Source organism: Pseudomonas sp. 8209 (assembly GCF_028682105.1).
Lineage (GTDB): Bacteria > Pseudomonadota > Gammaproteobacteria > Pseudomonadales > Pseudomonadaceae > Aquipseudomonas > Aquipseudomonas palmensis.
Map to the genome: position 1 here is coordinate 1 of NZ_JANIAH010000002.1, position 16,423 is coordinate 16,423.

Here is a 16,423-nt window from a genome sequence, read left to right on the forward strand (position 1 = left end):
GACTGCGCCGGAAGTGGTGCGAATTATAGAGAGATTAAATTGTGCGTCAAGGGTTTATTTCAAAATAACCTCGGCACATAGGTCAGCATGAGCATTTCAAGACTGAAGCGTCTTTTTCAGGTAGTAGCGCTGATAACCAGGCGGGCAATCCTCCAGCATCCCCATGATGTGGTATCCCTGCTTCTGGTAGAAGTCAGGGGCCTGGAAGCTATAGGTATAAAGAAACAAACCGGTGCAGCCCCGCGCCCGCGCCTCCTCTTCGGCTCGCATCAGCAGTTCGCTGCCCAACCCATGACCGCGTGCGGCATCGCTCAACCAGAAGTAGTCGATATAGAGCCAACCCATTGCGAAATGACCGAACAGCCCACCTCTCACCTGGCCCCCGCCATCGCGGGCATACAGCTGGAAATCTTCATAGGTGTAAGGGCCGATCTGTTCGATGTTGAAGCGGCGCAGCCCTTCACGCACCACTGCCATGGCATCGGCGTCAGCGCCCAGGGTGAATCGGTAAGGGGCATCTGTCATAAGCTCTCCTGTGCGGCATTGGACTACATGAGTACGCTGCGAGCCTGCAGGCGCCGGCTCGCAGCGGATGTTAAATCGGATTTCGGGTTCACAGGTAGAAGGAGGCTCGCCAGGGGGCAGCACGAACGTCAGCCAAGGTAGCGAATCATGCGCAGAAACGAGGAGGGATGGATGGAGCAGAAGAAGAGAAGGTAAAGCGCAGGAAGCAGCCAGCCCTCGAACGAAGGATGGTGTCCCAGGCAGGGTTCGAACCTGCAACCTTCCCCTTAGGAGGGGGATGCTCTATCCAATTGAGCTACTGAGACATGCGTCTGGCGTACATGGCCCGCCATACGGAACGGCGAGCATGTTACCCAGCGAGCCAGGATTTGTCATGTCGTCTCTGCGCTTTTTACCAGTAGGTGGTTTCCAGCCTCAGGCACGTACGCCTGCCTCCTGCAAAACCATCAGCAGGCGGCGCACTGCATCGTCAAGACTGGTCGAGTTGTCCACCCGCCGGACCCGATCATCAACCTGTGTCATGGACTGTTGGTTGCGCGCCATTCGCTGCTCGATCTCGTGCTGCCCCTCCCTGCCCCGTTGAAGCAATCGCCCGCGCAATACCTGCGGATTCACACAAAGCAATATGGGCAACAGGTCCGGGTACTTCGCCTGCGCCACCGGCAGGTGCGCGCGCGACCCGTTGACCATCACGTGCCAGCCTTCGGCAAGCCACGCATCTATATAAGCAGGAACCCCATAAGCCAACCCATTGGCGCGCCACTGCAGGGCAAATTCGCCACGGTCAGCCATCTGCTCGAACTGCTGGACCGATACGGCGACTGCGTCCTCCCCCACCGCCTCGGCGGAGCGAGTGATGACACGCTTAGGAATGCGCACCTGGCTTGCCAGCAAAAGCTCACGCGCCGCATCCAGAAGACTGTCCTTGCCGGCACCGGACGGCCCCATCAAATAGATCACCCTGCCCGCCCCCGCCAAGGGAACGTCGCTTGCGTCATACTGCATAGCCACTATGCTCAGAGAAAGGAAAGCTCGCGCATTTTAGGCGCATTGCACGGTCTTTGCGCCTTTGCCGGTGATGAAAAGTCGAGCCGCCGAGGTGGCCAGGCCGAGCGCCAAATGAAAACTTTTCAAACCAGTGCGCATTTCTGATAATTGGTACTGGCATAACGCCTTTACCCAGTTCAATATTTGTCACAGAATTGACGCCAAGGAACTGGCGACACTGAGGCATGATGAAGACCTCATTCGTAATCCAGGTTGAACATTTTGTCTTAACGATGGTCGTAACACTCATCGTGCGGCCGATTTCGAGAACCGCTTCCCCCTGAACTAAACCGGTCAATTATATGCGCCCAATGAAACAGGCTATCTACTCAAGCCGCACCGCTGACAAATTTGTCGTCCGCCTGCCAGACGGAATGCGTGAGCGCATTGCCGAGGTTGCGCGTAACCACCACCGCAGCATGAACTCCGAGATCATTGCACGCCTGGAGCAGAGCCTTATTCAGGAAGGTGCACTGGGCGACGAGCTGAGCATGCGCTTGGACAGCCCAGAACTGTCACTGCACGAACGTGAACTGCTGCAACGCTTCCGCCAGCTGTCCCATCGCCAGCAAAATGCTCTGGTCGCACTGATCGCCCATGACGTCGAGATGGCCGCAGACGCTTCCTGATTCCACCCACGCACAAAAAAGCCAGCTTTCGCTGGCTTTTTTTATGCCTTGCCTTTTTACAGCAAGAAGATCGTAGCAAGGCCCAGGAAGATGAAGAACCCGCCACTGTCGGTCATGGCAGTGATCATCACACTTGCGCCCATCGCAGGATCGCGCCCCATTCGAGCAAGCGTCATCGGGATAAGAACGCCCATCAGGGCCGCCAACAGCAGGTTCAGGGTCATCGCCGCAGTCATCACTACCCCCAGCGACCAGCTGCCATAGAGCAGGTAGGCCACAACGCCGATCACGCCCCCCCACACCAGGCCATTGATCAAGGCCACCGCTAGCTCCTTGCGCATCAATCGCGCAGTATTGCCCGGGCTGACCTGATCGAGCGCCATGGCACGTACGATCATGGTAATGGTCTGGTTGCCGGAGTTGCCCCCGATACCGGCCACGATGGGCATCAGTGCAGCCAACGCCACCAGCTTCTCGATCGACCCCTCGAACAGGCCGATCACTCGCGAAGCGACAAAGGCCGTGATCAGGTTGATTGCCAGCCATGCCCAACGGTTGCGAAGCGAACGCCAGACCGAGGCGAAGATGTCTTCCTCCTCACGCAGACCCGCCATGTTGAGGACTTCGTTCTCGCTTTCCTCACGGATCAGGTCGACCATTTCGTCGATGGTCAAACGGCCGATCAGGCGATCGCTCTTGTCCACCACCGGTGCCGAAATCAGGTCATAGCGCTCAAAGGCCTGTGCCGCATCGTAGGCGTCTTCATCGGGATGAAAACTCACCGGGTCACTGGCCATCACCTCGGCAACCTGCTTGTCGGGGTCGTTCACCAGCAGCCGCTTGATGGGCAACACACCCTTGAGCTTGCCGTCGTAATCGACCACGAACAGTTTGTCGGTATGGCTTGGCAGCTCCTTGAGCCGGCGCAGGTAACGCAACACCACCTCAAGGCTGACGTCCTCGCGGATGGTCACCATCTCGAAGTCCATCAAGGCACCGACCTGGTCCTCGTCATAGCTCAACGCGGAGCGTACGCGCTCACGCTGCTGGGCATCGAGGGTTTCCATCAGCTCATGCACGACGTCGCGCGGCAGCTCCGGCGCAAGGTCGGCCAGCTCGTCGGCGTCCATCTCCTTGGCAGCGGCAAGCAGCTCGTGATCGTCCATGTCGGCGATCAGGGTTTCCCGAACCGAATCGGATACCTCGAGCAGGATGTCACCATCACGCTCGGCCTTGACCAGTTGCCAGACCGTCAGACGATCATCCAGCGGCAGGGCTTCGAGAATGTAGGCAACGTCAGCGGAGTGCAGATCATCGAGCTTGCGTTGCAGCTCGACCAGATTCTGGCGGTGTACGAGATTTTCGACCCGATCGTTATGGTGCCCTTCCTGACGATGTGTCAGGTCTTCGACCACTCGTTGGCGCTGCAGCAATTCGACCACCTGGGCCAGGCGATCCTGCAGGCTTTCTTGCGATTTTTTTACTTCACTTTCGGTCATACGCGTACTCCACTCCCAGCAGCGGAGCACGCCAGGAGAATCAATCAGTCAGATCGTGATTGGCAAAACAAGCTATTGAGTAACTACTGGGTAAGTCCATGGTGGTATTCCACAAGCCCCGGCGGAGCTGACGGGCGCAATCATACACGGCTTGGGCTGCTCGGGCTGAAAATATTGGCCAGAACAATCGCTTGCGAGATAAAGCTGTGACAACGTACAGCTCTGACAGTGCGACGGCTGGCACACCCCAAAGAACACATTGAAGACGCAAAAGTTAGCAGAGGCCGGTAAACGCATCGATGACAGTTTATTCATCGCGCCTTACGGAAAAGTGAAAAGCCGAAAAGCAGAAGGCCCGCTCAAAAAGCGGGCCTTCTGTTGTATGGTGCACTCGACAGGATTCGAACCTGTGACCGCTCGGTTCGTAGCCGAGTACTCTATCCAGCTGAGCTACGAGTGCAGGGTTGGCGCTTGATAGACCAGATCACCTCTGGTTGAAGCTGAAACAACTTCCAGACTGGAAGCTGCTTCGTCGTATGGTGCACTCGACAGGATTCGAACCTGTGACCGCTCGGTTCGTAGCCGAGTACTCTATCCAGCTGAGCTACGAGTGCAGGGTTGGTACTTGATGGACCAGATCACCTCTGGTTGAAACTGAGGCAACTTCCAGACTGGAAACTACTTCGTCGTATGGTGCACTCGACAGGATTCGAACCTGTGACCGCTCGGTTCGTAGCCGAGTACTCTATCCAGCTGAGCTACGAGTGCATTTGTTGCCGCGCATTATAGACCGCTTAATCGATTTGCCAACCACTTTTTCGTTTAATTTCAACTACTTAGCGATTCAAGCAAGATTACAGCGCCCTACATGAATAATGGCGGAGAAGGGGGGATTCGAACCCCCGATACCCTTGTGAGGTATACTCCCTTAGCAGGGGAGCGCCTTCGGCCACTCGGCCACCTCTCCGCAACACGGGGCGTATAATAACCAGAGCCTTCCCCGTTTGCAAACCCTTTTTTGAAAAAATATCGATAAAAATTAATGGGTTGGTTCTTCGTCCTTCTCTTTCTTGATCCGCAGGTAGATTTCCTCACGGTGCACGGCCACTTCCTTGGGCGCGTTCACCCCAATCCGTACCTGGTTTCCTTTGACGCCGAGCACGGTCACGGTGATTTCGCCGTCGCCAATTATCAGGCTCTCTGCGCACCGACGAGTCAGAATCAACATACCTTTCTCCTCACGCAATTCAGTTCAGGGATAACAGTCTGCAAAAAAAAGGGCTTCAACCCGCCGCCAGAACAGCGACGGACCTACGCCTGAACGTTGACCGACACCCGACAACCCACAGGTTTCTTGTGCCGTTCAAAAACACGAAGGGCGCGGCCAGGCCGCGCCCCAGTGAGCACAACGCTTACTCGCCCTGACGGGAAGGCGCGTCGAGTTCGAAAGCGGTGTGCAAGGCACGCACAGCCAGTTCCAGGTACTTCTCTTCGATAACCACCGACACCTTGATTTCCGAAGTGGAGATCATCTGGATGTTGATGCTCTCCTTGGCCAGCGATTCGAACATGCGGCTGGCAACGCCCGCATGCGAGCGCATGCCCACACCCACGATCGATACCTTGGCGATCTTGGTATCACCCACCACTTCGCGGGCATTGAGCTTCAGGGCGGTTTCACCCAGTACCTTCTGCGCCTTTTCGTAATCGTTGCGGTGTACGGTGAAGGTGAAGTCGGTGGTGTTATCGTGCGAAACGTTCTGCACGATCATGTCGACTTCGATATTGGCTGCACTGATGGGGCCCAGAATCCCGAATGCCACGCCCGGGGTATCCGGCACACCGCGAATGGTCAGCTTGGCTTCATCGCGATTGAAGGCGATGCCGGAAATGATCGGCTGTTCCATGGATTCCTCTTCATCAATAGTAATGAGGGTACCCGGACCCTCCTGAAAACTGTGCAGTACACGCAGCGGTACGTTGTACTTTCCGGCAAACTCCACGGCCCGAATCTGCAGCACCTTGGACCCGAGGCTGGCCATTTCCAGCATCTCTTCGAAAGTGATCTTGTCCAGCCGCTGCGCCTGGGACACTACGCGCGGGTCGGTGGTATAGACACCATCGACGTCGGTGTAGATCTGGCACTCGTCAGCCTTCAATGCAGCCGCCAGGGCCACGCCGGTGGTATCGGAACCGCCACGCCCCAGCGTGGTGATGCTGCCGTGCTCGTCAACGCCCTGGAAACCGGCTACCACGACCACGCGACCTGCCTTGAGGTCGGCACGAATCTTCTGATCATCGATCTGCAGGATGCGCGCCTTGTTGTGCGCACTGTCGGTGAGAATACGCACCTGGTTGCCGGTGTAGGACACCGCAGGCACACCCCGCTTGATCAGCGCCATGGCCAGCAATGCGATGGTCACCTGCTCGCCGGTGGACACGATCACGTCCAGCTCGCGCGGAACCGGCTGATCGCTGATTTGCCTCGCCAGCTCGATCAGACGATTGGTTTCCCCGCTCATTGCCGACAGCACGACCACCAGGTCGTCGCCAGCCTCGCGGAACTTCTTCACCTTGTCGGCAACCTGTTCGATGCGCTCGACCGTGCCCACCGAGGTGCCGCCAAATTTCTGTACGATCAACGCCATTTCAAAGCCGCCTCAGCCCGTGAAGGGCACCCAATAAACACAATTACCCAACGCCAGGGCCCGCCATCGGATGGCGGGCCACCGGGCGCTTCAGACACCCTGTTCTACGAATGGCACGGTCAGAGCCAGTGCACCGTCCAGCGCTGCGGCATCCACGCCACCGCCTTGCGCCATGTCCGGACGACCACCGCCTTTGCCGCCCACCGCTGCAGCGGCTTGCTTCATCAGATCACCGGCTTTGAGTTGGCCGGTCAGGTCCTTGGTCACGCCTGCGACCAGTACGACCTTTTCTTCGTGGACACTGCCGAGCAGGATCACTGCGCGGCCGAGTTTGTTCTTCAACTGGTCGACCAGGGCCAGCAAGGCTTTGCCGTCCTGCCCGTCCAGACGTGCGGCCAGCACTTTGACGCCCTTGACGTCGACTGCGCTGGCAGACAGGTCATCGCCGGCAGCACTGGCAGCTTTGGCCTGCAGTTGCTCCAGTTGCTTTTCCAGCTGACGGTTGCGCTCGAGCACCGCCGACAGCTTGTCGACCAGGTTCTCGCGGCTGCCCTTGACCAGCTGGGCAGCTTCCTTGAGCTGCTCTTCGGCAGCGTTCAGGTAGGCCAGTGCGGCGGCGCCAGTGACCGCTTCGATACGACGCACCCCGGAGGCCACACCGCCTTCGCTGATGATCTTGAGCAGACCGATATCGCCGGTGCGCTTGGCATGGATGCCGCCGCACAGCTCGACGGAGAAATCACCGCCCATGCTCAGCACGCGCACGCTGTCGCCATACTTCTCGCCGAACAGCGCCATGGCGCCCTTCTGCTTGGCAGTCTCGATGTCGGTCTCTTCGGTCATGACCTCGGTGTTGTTGCGCACTTCGCGGTTGACGATGTCTTCCAGCGCCTTGAGCTGCTCTGGCTTGACCGCCTCGAAATGGCTGAAGTCAAAACGCAGGCGCTGGCTGTCGACCAGCGAGCCTTTCTGTTGTACGTGCTCGCCCAGCACCTGACGCAATGCCGCGTGCAGCAGGTGGGTGGCCGAGTGATTGAGCGAGGTGGCATGACGAACCTGCGCATCGACCCGGGTTTCAACCTGGGCACCGACGCTCAGCTTGCCGCTGGCAACCACACCGTGGTGCAGGAAGGCACCGCCGGTCTTGGTGGTGTCACGGACATCGAAGCGGACGGCACCGGCCTGCAGGTACCCGCAGTCACCCACCTGGCCGCCGGACTCGGCGTAGAACGGCGTGCGATCGAGGATCACCACACCCTCCTCGCCTTCACCCAGCTGCTCGACGGCCTTGCCGTCCTTGTACAGTGCAACGACGCTGGCAGCGCCTTCGGTGGTGGCATAACCGGTGAATTCGGTGGCCACATCGACCTTGACCAGGGTGTTGTAGTCCAGGCCGAAGGCGCTGGCCGAACGCGCGCGCTCACGCTGCGCCTCCATCTCGCGCTCGAAACCGACTTCGTCGATGGTCAGGCTGCGCTCACGGGCGATGTCGGCCGTCAGGTCCATCGGGAAACCGTAGGTGTCATACAGTTTGAACACCACGTCACCGGGCACCACGCTGCCCTTGAGTTCGGCCAGGTCCTGCTCGAGGATCTTCAGGCCCTGCTCCAGGGTCTTGGCAAACTGCTCTTCCTCGGCCTTGAGCACGCGCTCGATGTTGGCCTGCTGCTGCTTGAGTTCCGGGAACGCCTCGCCCATCTCGGCAACCAGCGCCGCAACGATCTTGTAGAAAAAGCTGCCGGTGGCACCGAGCTTGTTGCCGTGACGGCAGGCGCGACGAATGATGCGACGCAGCACGTAGCCACGGCCTTCGTTGGAAGGCAGCACGCCATCAGCAATCAGGAAGCTGCACGAACGAATGTGGTCCGACACTACCTTGAGCGACGACTGGTCTTCGTTGCTGCAGCCGATGGCGGCAGCCGACGCGCTCAGCAGGTTCTTGAACAGGTCGATTTCATAGTTCGAATGCACATGCTGCATCACCGCACTGATGCGCTCCAGGCCCATGCCGGTGTCCACCGACGGTGCAGGCAGCGGGTGCAGCACGCCGTCGGCAGTGCGGTTGAACTGCATGAAGACGTTGTTCCAGATCTCGATGTAACGGTCACCGTCTTCTTCCGGCGAGCCTGGCGGGCCACCCCAGATGTCGGCGCCGTGGTCATAGAAGATCTCGGTGCAGGGGCCGCACGGGCCGGTATCGCCCATGGTCCAGAAGTTGTCCGAGGCGTAGAGCGCGCCCTTGTTGTCGCCAATGCGCACCATGCGCTCGGCCGGCACACCGATGTGCTGGGTCCAGATGTCGTAGGCCTCGTCATCGGTGGCATACACGGTGACCCAGAGCTTTTCCTTGGGCAGTTGCAGCACGCCGGTGAGGAAGGTCCAGGCGTAGGTGATGGCGTCACGCTTGAAATAGTCGCCGAAACTGAAGTTGCCCAGCATTTCGAAGAACGTATGGTGACGCGCGGTATACCCGACGTTTTCCAGGTCGCTGTTCTTGCCGCCGGCGCGCACGCACTTCTGGCTGCTGGTGGCGCGGGTGTACGCGCGCTTTTCCTGGCCAAGGAAGCAGTCCTTGAACTGGTTCATCCCCGCGTTGGTGAACAGCAGGGTCGGGTCGTTGCCCGGGATCAAGGAGCTGGAGGCAACTCGGGTATGGCCCTGCTCTTCGAAGAAGCGAAGGAAGGCTTCACGGATTTCTGCGCTTTTCATAGGTTCTTCCACGGAAACGGCGGCCTGCGTCAAATTGACGAAACGACGGCAAAGGGCCGCATTATATCGAGCCTTAACACGAGGTGCAGTGAGTTTATACATCGCCAACCGCCATTTGAGGATGAAATGACCTTCATCCGGCGCGGTTTGCTTAGCAGGCTATACGTTCTGCCGACATCTATGCTACAACGTGTGCGTCGCCAGCCACTGGCGGCACGTTCTCAGGGCGGGGTGCAATTCCCCACCGGCGGTAATTGCGCCCATTGCGCATAGCCCGCGAGCGCTTGCAGGCAACCCTGCAAGGTCAGCAGACCCGGTGTGATTCCGGGGCCGACGGTCATAGTCCGGATAAAGAGAGAGCGGGATAGGCACGCGAGTGCCTGCGTCTGCACATCTGCGCAACGACAATCCCCTTCGATCCACTGCCCTGTTTCTCATACAAACAGGAGTTCGTTTCAATGCAAGCTACCCCAATCGACAGCAAAGGCCATCACAACGATCGCATCGCCTTCGTCCAGGCCTGCTGGCACAAGGATATTGTTGACCAGAGCCGCAAGGGTTTCGTCGAAGAGATGGCCAAGCAAGGCTATCAGCTGAGCGATATCGACTTCTATGAAGTCGGCGGTGCCTTCGAAATCCCGCTGCACGCCAAGCTGCTGGCCCGCAGCGGCCGTTACGCCGGCATCGTGGCTGCAGGCCTGGTGGTCGACGGCGGCCTGTACCGCCATGAGTTCGTCGCCCAGTCGGTGATCAGCGGCCTGATGCAGGTGCAGCTGGAAACCGAAGTGCCGGTGTTCTCGGTGGTACTGACCCCGCATCACTTCCATGCCGGCGACGAGCACCAGAAGTTCTTCTTCGATCACTTCGTGCACAAGGGCGCCGAAGCGGCAGTGACGTGCGCCGACACCCTGCTCAAGCTGCGCTCGCTGCGCCGCAATGAAGTACCGCAGAAGATGGCGGGCTGATTGCACTGCCCCTTTCGCCGGCAGGGCCGGCTGCTACGGGATGCGCGACACCTGTAGCAGCCGGCCTTGCCGGCGAAGGTGTTTCATCTTCAGCCCAACTGCTCATCCGACGCAGGCACGATCAGCATCCCCGCACGCAGCCCGTTCTTCACCTTGGGGTTCGGGAAAATGATCCGCGCGCCCTCCTCCTCGACAACCCAGCGCGTCTCGGCCAGGTCCTCGGCCAGCAGATACCCTCTGGAAAGCTCGGAAAAGTTCTCGATATCCGCCGGCAGGTGCAGGTGGAAGCTGTCGCTGTGCTTGATGATCTCGCGCGCGACGCTGAACAGTTGCAGCCCGCCGATCCCTTCATCTTCAGCCGGCTCGTTACCCTCGATGATCGCCCTGAGCCGCGCTTCGAGCTTGCCGAGCTTGATCTCGCCGTTCTGGCCGAACGGCCGCGCCTTGCCCAGCTCGAGGGTGAACGCTTCGGCCCCCAGGGTTTCGTAGGTGAATGCGGTAAAGGTGATCGAAGGCTTGCTCTGCAGCAGCACAGCCTGCATGCCGGCGGCGCGCAAGCGAGCCAGTTCCCGACGCGAGTGCTGACGGCCTTCCTTGTAGGGATACAGCGCAAACTGCTCGATCTTGGAGCCGCGAATGGCGGTGTGCAGGTCATAGTGCAGGCGGGTACGGCCCTCTTTATAGAAAAAAAAGGCCGTTGCCAGACGCTCCAGCGCACAGGCACGCAATGCCTCGACACCACTGGACTGCTCATGACGCCGGTTGAACAGACGGTTGACGTCGTGCTCGATATACCGCGCGCCCGTGCGCATCGCCTCGGGGTTGCCGAACAGGAACAGCACACGCGCCCGCGGCTTGATCTCCCCCCTGGCAATGCCATGCAGGAGTTCGTCGAGCAACTCGATCGGTGCAGTCTCGTTGCCATGAATGCCCGCAGACAGCAGCAGGTCCATGCCATCGTCACGCCCCTCGGGCGGGGTCACTTCAAGCGCCCCCTCGTCGAGCCAGCGCATGCGCACGCCTTCGACAGTCAGCTGGGTCTTCTCTGCCGGTTCACGACCGGCAAGGGTCAGTTCAAGCAGTTTGCCGAGGGCGAGCATGGGCGGTGTTCCTTAGTGGTGATGCCCGCAATCGGGGCCATGGACGTGGTCGTCATCTTCGCCAGCATCGGCCGGCTCCATTTCCAGCTGCAGGCTCACCAGGTTGGTGGCGAGCGGGCGCAGCAGCAGGTTGGCATACTCGGCGTCGCCTTCTTCAACATCGACACCGATCAGCAGCTGGCCGCGGCCATCCTGCTGAATCCACACTTCCTTGCCTTGCCACAGCACGGCAAAACGGGTGCAGGAAGTTTCCAGCTGGGTGCCATCTTCATCTTCGAGGATCAGCTGCAGGGCGTCGGACATAATCGAGTTCTCTTTCAAGGTTGGAGTTGGAACGGATACACCGAACCCAGCTTGAGGATCTGGGTCAGCTCATCCAGTGCCGTACGACATTCCAGCAACAGCTGCGGGTCAGCCAGGTCGCGTTCGCTCAGGCTGTCGCGGTAGTGCCTGTCGACCCATTGGGTCAGGGTGTCGTACAGCGGCGCGGTCATGATAACCCCTGGGTTGACGGCCGCCAGTTCCGTTTCGTTGAGCGCCACGCGCAAACGCAGGCACGCGGGGCCGCCGCCATTCTGCATGCTCTGCTTGAGGTCGAAGACCTTGACCTCGGTCACCGGCCCGCCCTGGCCGGTCAAGGCCGACAGATAGGCCCAGACCCGCTCGTTGTTGCGGCATTCCTCCGGCACGATCAGCAGCATCGAACCGTCTTCACGGGACAGCAACTGACTGTTGAACAGATACGAACGCACGGCGTCCTCGACCGTCACCTGGGCCCGCGGCACGCAGATGGCCTTGAACTTACCGCCACATCCGGCCAGTTTAGCCTGCAGCTCGGCCAGCACCGCTTCGGTGTCGAGGAAGGCATCCTCGTGATAGAACAGCACCTCGCCGTTGCCTACCGCGATCACATCGTTGTGAAACACGCCCTGGTCGATCACGGCAGGGTTCTGCTGAGCATAGACCACGCCGTCGGCACTCAGGCCATGCAGCCGGGCAACCGCCTGGGAAGCTTCCAGGGTCTGGCGGGCCGGGTATTTGTGCGGCGCCGGGTAGCGCGCATCGAATGCACTTCGCCCGAACACGAAGAACTCCACGCCCGGTTCGCCATAGGCACGGCAGAAGCGCGTGTGGTTGGCAGCACCTTCGTCACCGAACTGCGCCACCGCCGGCAACGCGGCATGGTGGGCAAAGTGCTGCGTATTGGCGAACATCGCGCCCAGCACACGACTGGTGGTCGGGTGCTCGATACTGCGGTGGTACTTGCAGTTCAGGTTGGCCGCCGTGAAGTGCACGCGTCCATCGGCCGTATCGGCGCTCGGGCTGACCGTGGCGGCGTTGGCCACCCACATGCTGGACGCAGAGCAACTGGCGACCAGCAACGGCATCGCCTCCCTGGCCGCCCGCTCGATGACCTGCGCATCGCTGCCGCCAAAGCCCAGGCGACGCAGCGCAGCCACATCCGGACGCTCCTGCGGGGCCAGTACGCCCTGCACAAAGCCCATCTCCATCAGCGCCTTCATCTTCGCCAGGCCCTGGCGCGCCGCTTCACGCGGGTTGGATGCCTGCTGGCTGTTGCTCTGCGAAGCAACGTTGCCGTAGGACAGCCCGCCGTAGTTGTGCGTCGGCCCCACCAGGCCATCAAAATTCACTTCAAATGATTTCATCGGCTAAGGCTCCGTGAAGCTGTTGTTATAGGGTGACGCCGGGCGTCAGCGTGGCGGGCAGCACAAGGCTGGATGCCTCCAGCGACGCCACCGGGTAGGCGCAGTAGTCGGCCGCGTAATAGGCGCTCGCCCGATGGTTGCCACTGGCCCCGACACCACCGAACGGTGCGCTGCTGGCGGCACCGGTCAGTTGCTTGTTCCAGTTGACGATACCGGCGCGGCTTTCCAGCCAGAACTGCTGGTAGCGCGCCTCGGAATCGGACAACAGCCCTGCGGCCAGGCCGTACTGGGTGTTGTTGGCTTCGCGGATCGCGGCATCGAAATCGCTGTAGCGGATAACCTGCAGCAGCGGCCCGAAGAACTCCTCGTCCGGGCGCTCGGCCACCGAGGTCACGTCGATGATGCCCGGGGTCAGCAACGCCGCATCGGCCTGTGGCTGGGTCATCGGCAGCAGCGACTGTGCGCCGCTGGCCAGCAACTGGGCCTGGGCATCGAGCAGCGCGCGGGCTGCCCCCAGGGAGATCACCGAGCCCATGAACGGCGCCGGCTGCTGATCGAACGCGCCCACCGAAATGTTCCGGCTGACGGCCACCAGCCGCGCCAGCAGGGTGTCGCCCCATTCGCCTTGGGGTACCAGCAGGCGGCGTGCACAGGTGCAGCGCTGGCCGGCGGAAATGAAGGCCGACTGGATGATGGTGTATACCGCAGCGTCCAGGTCCTGCACCTGGTCGACCACCAGGGGGTTGTTGCCCCCCATCTCCAGGGCCAGGATCTTGTCCGGGCGCCCCGAGAACTGCTGGTGCAGCAGGTTGCCGGTGCGGCTGGAGCCGGTGAAGAACAGGCCGTCGATGCCGGGGTTGGCCGCCAGGGCCACCCCGGTTTCCCGCGCCCCCTGCACCAGGTTGAGCACGCCAGCCGGCAGCCCGGCCTCGATCCAGCACCTGAGCGTCAGCTCGGCCACTTTCGGCGTGAGCTCGCTGGGCTTGAACACCACGCTGTTACCGGCCAGCAGCGCCGGCACGATATGCCCGTTGGGCAGGTGGCCCGGGAAGTTGTACGGGCCGAACACCGCCACCACACCGTGGGGTTTGTGCCGCAGTACCGCCGTGGCGTCAGCCAGCGGGCCGCTCTTCTCGCCGGTACGTTCGCGGTAGCTCTGCACCGAAATGGCCACCTTGTTGACCATGCTGGTCACTTCGGTGGTGGCCTCCCACAGCGGCTTGCCGGTTTCTTCGCCGATGCAGCGGGCCAGTTCATCGGCGTGGGCCTTGAGGCTCGCGGCAAAGGCTTCGAGCACGCTGATACGCGCCTCCAGCGGTTGGCGAGCCCAGCCAGCAAAGGCTTGACGCGCAGCCTGTACTGCGGCCTCGACCTGCCCCGCGTCGGCGCCCTGGCCCTGCCAGATCACCTGCTGGCTGACCGGGTTCAGCGACTGCAGGGCCTCGCCCTGGCCGGCCTGCCATGTACCGGCAATGTAGTGCGTGGTCATTATTTGGCCTCCCGTGCTGCGGACAGTGGCACCGCACGTACCTGGTCACCGGCGCTCAGGCGCAGGCGCTTGGCCGTAAGCGGGTCGACCACCAGGGTGCCCGCAGCCAAGCGCGCGGGCGCTGCGGTGATACGGCAGTCCTCGCGCTTGCGGTTGTGGATGATGAAAGGGGTGGCATCGTCGCCCGGCGTGCCGATCGCCAGCACCAGGGCCTGGCTGTCGTGCACCGCGCGAATCTTGCTGGTCTGGCACTCGACCGCCGGGCCCGCGTCGAAGATGTCGACGTAGCCCTGATAGCTGAAGCCTTCGCTCTGCAGCATGGCCAGCGCCGGTTCGGTATCGGTGTGCACGCGCCCGATCACATTGCGCGCCGCCTCGGACAGAAAGCAGGTGTACAGCGGGAACTTGGGCATCAGCTCGGCGATGAACGCCTTGTTGCCGACCCCCGTCAGGTAGTCGGCCTGGCTGAACTCCATCTTGAAGAAGTGTCGGCCCAGGCTCTCCCAGAAGGGCGAACGGCCCTGCTCGTCGGACATGCCGCGCATTTCTGCAATGATCTTGTTGCCGAACAGCTCGCTGAATTCGGCAATGAACAGCAGGCGAGCCTTGGCCAGCAGGCGACCATTGAGGCCACTGCGGTAGTCGCTGCGCAGAAACAGGGAGCACAACTCGGAGTTGCCGGTCAGGTCGTTGGCCAGAAACAGCGTGGGGATCTCGCGGTAGATGTCCAGTTCCTGGGACGCGCTGACGGTCAGGCCCACCCGGTAGTTGTACCAGGGTTCACGCAGCCCAACGGCACCGGCGATGGCCGAAATGCCCACCACTTCGCCTTCGTCGTTCTCGAGCACGAAGAGGTAGTCGGCATCGCCACGCTCGGCTTCGCCGCGGAAGGTCTTCTCGGCCCAGCCCACCCGGTGGGCCAGGCGCTCTTCGTTGGCCGGCAGAGTGGTCAGGCCGGTGGTGCCGGTGCTGCGCGCCAGCTCGATCAGCGCCGGTAGGTCGCTGCTGCGTACGGGACGAACAATCATGCTATCTCCTCGGGCAGGTGCCTGCTGGCCCCTGCGAAACTCGACCTGGGGTAGCCAGGCAATCAGACCGCGACCAGGCGCACGCTGGCGCCCTCACCCACTCCCAGCGCCTCGGCGGCGGCCAGGTCCAGCTGCACCGGCTTGCCAGGGGCCCAGTCCAGCTCCAGCATCACGGCGCGGTAATCCTGCAACTGGCCGTTGGATACCAGGTACGGGCGCCCACCCTTGACGGCCTGCTCCTGCAGCTTGACCGGCACCAGCCGGCTCTGGGCGATGGAGCGGATGCCGGACACTCGCGCATGCAGGGTCGGCCCACCGTCGAAGATGTCGATGTAGTGATCGGTCTCGAAGCCTTCGCGCATCAGGATGTCGAAGGTGATCTGCGCGCGCGGGTGCACCTGGCCCATGGCCTCCTGCGCGGCATCCGGCAGCAGGGGCACATAGATGGGGTAATGCGGCATCAGCTCGGCAAGGAATGTACGGCTCTTGAGCCCGCACAGGCGCTCGGCGGCAGCGTAGTTGAGGTCGAAGAAGTTGCGCCCGATGGCATCCCAGAACGGCGAGTCGCCGTGCTCGTCGCTGTAGCCGACGATCTCGGTCACCACCGAATCGGCAAACCGCTCCGGGTGCGCTGCCATGAACAGCAGCCGGCCGCGGGAATTGAGCTCGGCCCAGCCGGTGCCCACCAGTTCGGGCAGCACGTAGAAGCTGGTCAGCAGGCTGTTGCCGGTCAGGTCGTGACACTGCGACAGCACATGGATCTTGTTGTGGATCTTCAGCTCGCGCGAGGCGTGCACGAAGGTCTCGTTGCGAAAACTGTAGAACGGCTCGGAATAGCCGGCCGAGGCCACGATGGCCGAACAGCCGACCAGCTTGCCGGTCTCGCTGTCTTCGAGCACGAAGAAGTAGCTCTCCTCGCCATTGAAGCTGACTTCGGCGGCAAAGGAGGTTTCGGACGCGGCGATCTTGTCGCCCAGGCGACCGGCATCATCCGGCAGGGACGTGACACCGATGGGACTGTCCGCGGCCAGACGCTGCACTTCACCCAGGTCAGCCATTTGCGCGGGGCGCATCACCAGCATGGTGTCACTCCTTTAGGGAAAATCGGGCCGACAGC

At 61.2% G+C, this 16,423-nt stretch carries 14 protein-coding genes, 5 tRNA genes and 1 riboswitch; of the genes, 2 read left to right on the forward strand and 17 right to left on the reverse strand.

The window, feature by feature from the left end:
• Positions 1 to 96 precede the first annotated feature (96 nt).
• The 3 genes from NP552_RS03505 to phnN all read right to left on the reverse strand — a co-directional run bounded on the left by NP552_RS03505 (position 97) and on the right by phnN (position 1,530).
• Positions 97 to 525 (reverse strand): GNAT family N-acetyltransferase, encoded by a 429-nt coding sequence (locus NP552_RS03505; RefSeq protein WP_054916581.1) that lies wholly within the window; start codon positions 523 to 525, stop codon positions 97 to 99.
• A 228-nt stretch (positions 526 to 753) separates the two neighbouring features.
• Positions 754 to 830 (reverse strand) — tRNA-Arg (locus NP552_RS03510).
• A 109-nt stretch (positions 831 to 939) separates the two neighbouring features.
• Positions 940 to 1,530, reverse strand: a complete 591-nt coding sequence (gene phnN / locus NP552_RS03515; protein ID WP_058540771.1) for a phosphonate metabolism protein/1,5-bisphosphokinase (PRPP-forming) PhnN — start codon at positions 1,528 to 1,530, stop codon at positions 940 to 942.
• Between the two features lie 344 nt (positions 1,531 to 1,874).
• On the opposite strand from phnN, the gene NP552_RS03520 reads away from it, so the two are divergent.
• Positions 1,875 to 2,201 carry an Arc family DNA-binding protein gene (locus NP552_RS03520; RefSeq protein WP_003254499.1) on the forward strand — a complete coding sequence of 109 codons (327 nt, stop codon included), beginning with the start codon at positions 1,875 to 1,877 and terminating at the stop codon, positions 2,199 to 2,201.
• 56 nt (positions 2,202 to 2,257) lie between these two features.
• Here NP552_RS03520 and mgtE read toward each other — a convergent pair whose 3' ends face one another.
• The 8 genes from mgtE to alaS all read right to left on the reverse strand — a co-directional run bounded on the left by mgtE (position 2,258) and on the right by alaS (position 9,057).
• A complete protein-coding gene (gene mgtE / locus NP552_RS03525; RefSeq protein WP_043860297.1) occupies positions 2,258 to 3,700 on the reverse strand; it encodes a magnesium transporter in 1,443 nt (480 codons plus the stop codon).
• Positions 3,701 to 4,083: 383 nt separating this feature from the next.
• A tRNA-Arg gene (locus tag NP552_RS03530) sits at positions 4,084 to 4,160 on the reverse strand.
• A gap of 77 nt (positions 4,161 to 4,237) precedes the next feature.
• Positions 4,238 to 4,314, reverse strand: a tRNA-Arg gene (locus NP552_RS03535).
• Between the two features lie 77 nt (positions 4,315 to 4,391).
• Positions 4,392 to 4,468 (reverse strand) — tRNA-Arg (locus tag NP552_RS03540).
• Positions 4,469 to 4,576: 108 nt separating this feature from the next.
• Positions 4,577 to 4,667 (reverse strand) — tRNA-Ser (locus NP552_RS03545).
• Between the two features lie 72 nt (positions 4,668 to 4,739).
• The gene (gene csrA, locus NP552_RS03550; protein ID WP_010226667.1) at positions 4,740 to 4,928 is read right to left on the reverse strand and encodes a carbon storage regulator CsrA; all 189 of its coding nucleotides are present in this window, start codon (positions 4,926 to 4,928) and stop codon (positions 4,740 to 4,742) included.
• Between the two features lie 184 nt (positions 4,929 to 5,112).
• Positions 5,113 to 6,348, reverse strand: a complete 1,236-nt coding sequence (locus NP552_RS03555) for an aspartate kinase (RefSeq protein WP_043860296.1) — start codon at positions 6,346 to 6,348, stop codon at positions 5,113 to 5,115.
• A 90-nt stretch (positions 6,349 to 6,438) separates the two neighbouring features.
• On the reverse strand, positions 6,439 to 9,057 hold the full coding sequence (alaS, locus tag NP552_RS03560; protein ID WP_274096442.1) for an alanine--tRNA ligase: 2,619 nt from the start codon (positions 9,055 to 9,057) through the stop codon (positions 6,439 to 6,441).
• 213 nt (positions 9,058 to 9,270) lie between these two features.
• A riboswitch (FMN riboswitch) is annotated at positions 9,271 to 9,422 on the forward strand.
• Positions 9,423 to 9,515: 93 nt separating this feature from the next.
• On the opposite strand from alaS, the gene NP552_RS03565 reads away from it, so the two are divergent.
• Positions 9,516 to 10,022, forward strand: coding sequence for a 6,7-dimethyl-8-ribityllumazine synthase (locus NP552_RS03565; protein ID WP_043860294.1), 507 nt, complete (start codon positions 9,516 to 9,518; stop codon positions 10,020 to 10,022).
• Between the two features lie 89 nt (positions 10,023 to 10,111).
• Here the strand turns inward: NP552_RS03565 and astE are convergent, their stop codons facing one another.
• From astE to aruF, 6 genes are all read right to left on the reverse strand, one after another.
• Positions 10,112 to 11,122, reverse strand: coding sequence for a succinylglutamate desuccinylase (astE, locus tag NP552_RS03570; protein ID WP_104572318.1), 1,011 nt, complete (start codon positions 11,120 to 11,122; stop codon positions 10,112 to 10,114).
• A 12-nt stretch (positions 11,123 to 11,134) separates the two neighbouring features.
• Positions 11,135 to 11,425: a hypothetical protein gene (locus NP552_RS03575; protein ID WP_043860292.1), complete on the reverse strand. Its 291-nt coding sequence runs from the start codon at positions 11,423 to 11,425 to the stop codon at positions 11,135 to 11,137.
• Between the two features lie 14 nt (positions 11,426 to 11,439).
• Entirely contained in the window at positions 11,440 to 12,789 is a 1,350-nt protein-coding gene (gene astB / locus NP552_RS03580) for an N-succinylarginine dihydrolase (RefSeq protein ID WP_043860291.1), read from the reverse strand.
• A 25-nt stretch (positions 12,790 to 12,814) separates the two neighbouring features.
• Positions 12,815 to 14,281 (reverse strand): succinylglutamate-semialdehyde dehydrogenase, encoded by a 1,467-nt coding sequence (gene astD, locus NP552_RS03585; RefSeq protein ID WP_173925083.1) that lies wholly within the window; start codon positions 14,279 to 14,281, stop codon positions 12,815 to 12,817.
• Entirely contained in the window at positions 14,278 to 15,306 is a 1,029-nt protein-coding gene (gene astA, locus NP552_RS03590; protein ID WP_043860289.1) for an arginine N-succinyltransferase, read from the reverse strand. Before astA ends, astD begins: the two co-directional genes overlap by 4 nt.
• Positions 15,307 to 15,368: 62 nt before the next feature.
• Positions 15,369 to 16,388 carry an arginine/ornithine succinyltransferase subunit alpha gene (aruF, locus tag NP552_RS03595; protein WP_043860288.1) on the reverse strand — a complete coding sequence of 340 codons (1,020 nt, stop codon included), beginning with the start codon at positions 16,386 to 16,388 and terminating at the stop codon, positions 15,369 to 15,371.
• Positions 16,389 to 16,423 lie beyond the last annotated feature (35 nt).

Coding starts and splice junctions, on each gene's coding strand:
- astE (WP_104572318.1), bottom strand. CDS start 11,122: ATGCTCGCCCTCGGCAAACTGCTTGAACTGACCCTTGCCGGTCGTGAA.
- astB (WP_043860291.1), bottom strand. CDS start 12,789: ATGAAATCATTTGAAGTGAATTTTGATGGCCTGGTGGGGCCGACGCAC.
- NP552_RS03520 (WP_003254499.1), top strand. CDS start 1,875: ATGCGCCCAATGAAACAGGCTATCTACTCAAGCCGCACCGCTGACAAA.
- alaS (WP_274096442.1), bottom strand. CDS start 9,057: ATGAAAAGCGCAGAAATCCGTGAAGCCTTCCTTCGCTTCTTCGAAGAG.
- aruF (WP_043860288.1), bottom strand. CDS start 16,388: ATGCTGGTGATGCGCCCCGCGCAAATGGCTGACCTGGGTGAAGTGCAG.
- astA (WP_043860289.1), bottom strand. CDS start 15,306: ATGATTGTTCGTCCCGTACGCAGCAGCGACCTACCGGCGCTGATCGAG.
- NP552_RS03555 (WP_043860296.1), bottom strand. CDS start 6,348: ATGGCGTTGATCGTACAGAAATTTGGCGGCACCTCGGTGGGCACGGTC.
- NP552_RS03505 (WP_054916581.1), bottom strand. CDS start 525: ATGACAGATGCCCCTTACCGATTCACCCTGGGCGCTGACGCCGATGCC.
- mgtE (WP_043860297.1), bottom strand. CDS start 3,700: ATGACCGAAAGTGAAGTAAAAAAATCGCAAGAAAGCCTGCAGGATCGC.
- NP552_RS03575 (WP_043860292.1), bottom strand. CDS start 11,425: ATGTCCGACGCCCTGCAGCTGATCCTCGAAGATGAAGATGGCACCCAG.
- phnN (WP_058540771.1), bottom strand. CDS start 1,530: ATGCAGTATGACGCAAGCGACGTTCCCTTGGCGGGGGCGGGCAGGGTG.
- NP552_RS03565 (WP_043860294.1), top strand. CDS start 9,516: ATGCAAGCTACCCCAATCGACAGCAAAGGCCATCACAACGATCGCATC.
- csrA (WP_010226667.1), bottom strand. CDS start 4,928: ATGTTGATTCTGACTCGTCGGTGCGCAGAGAGCCTGATAATTGGCGAC.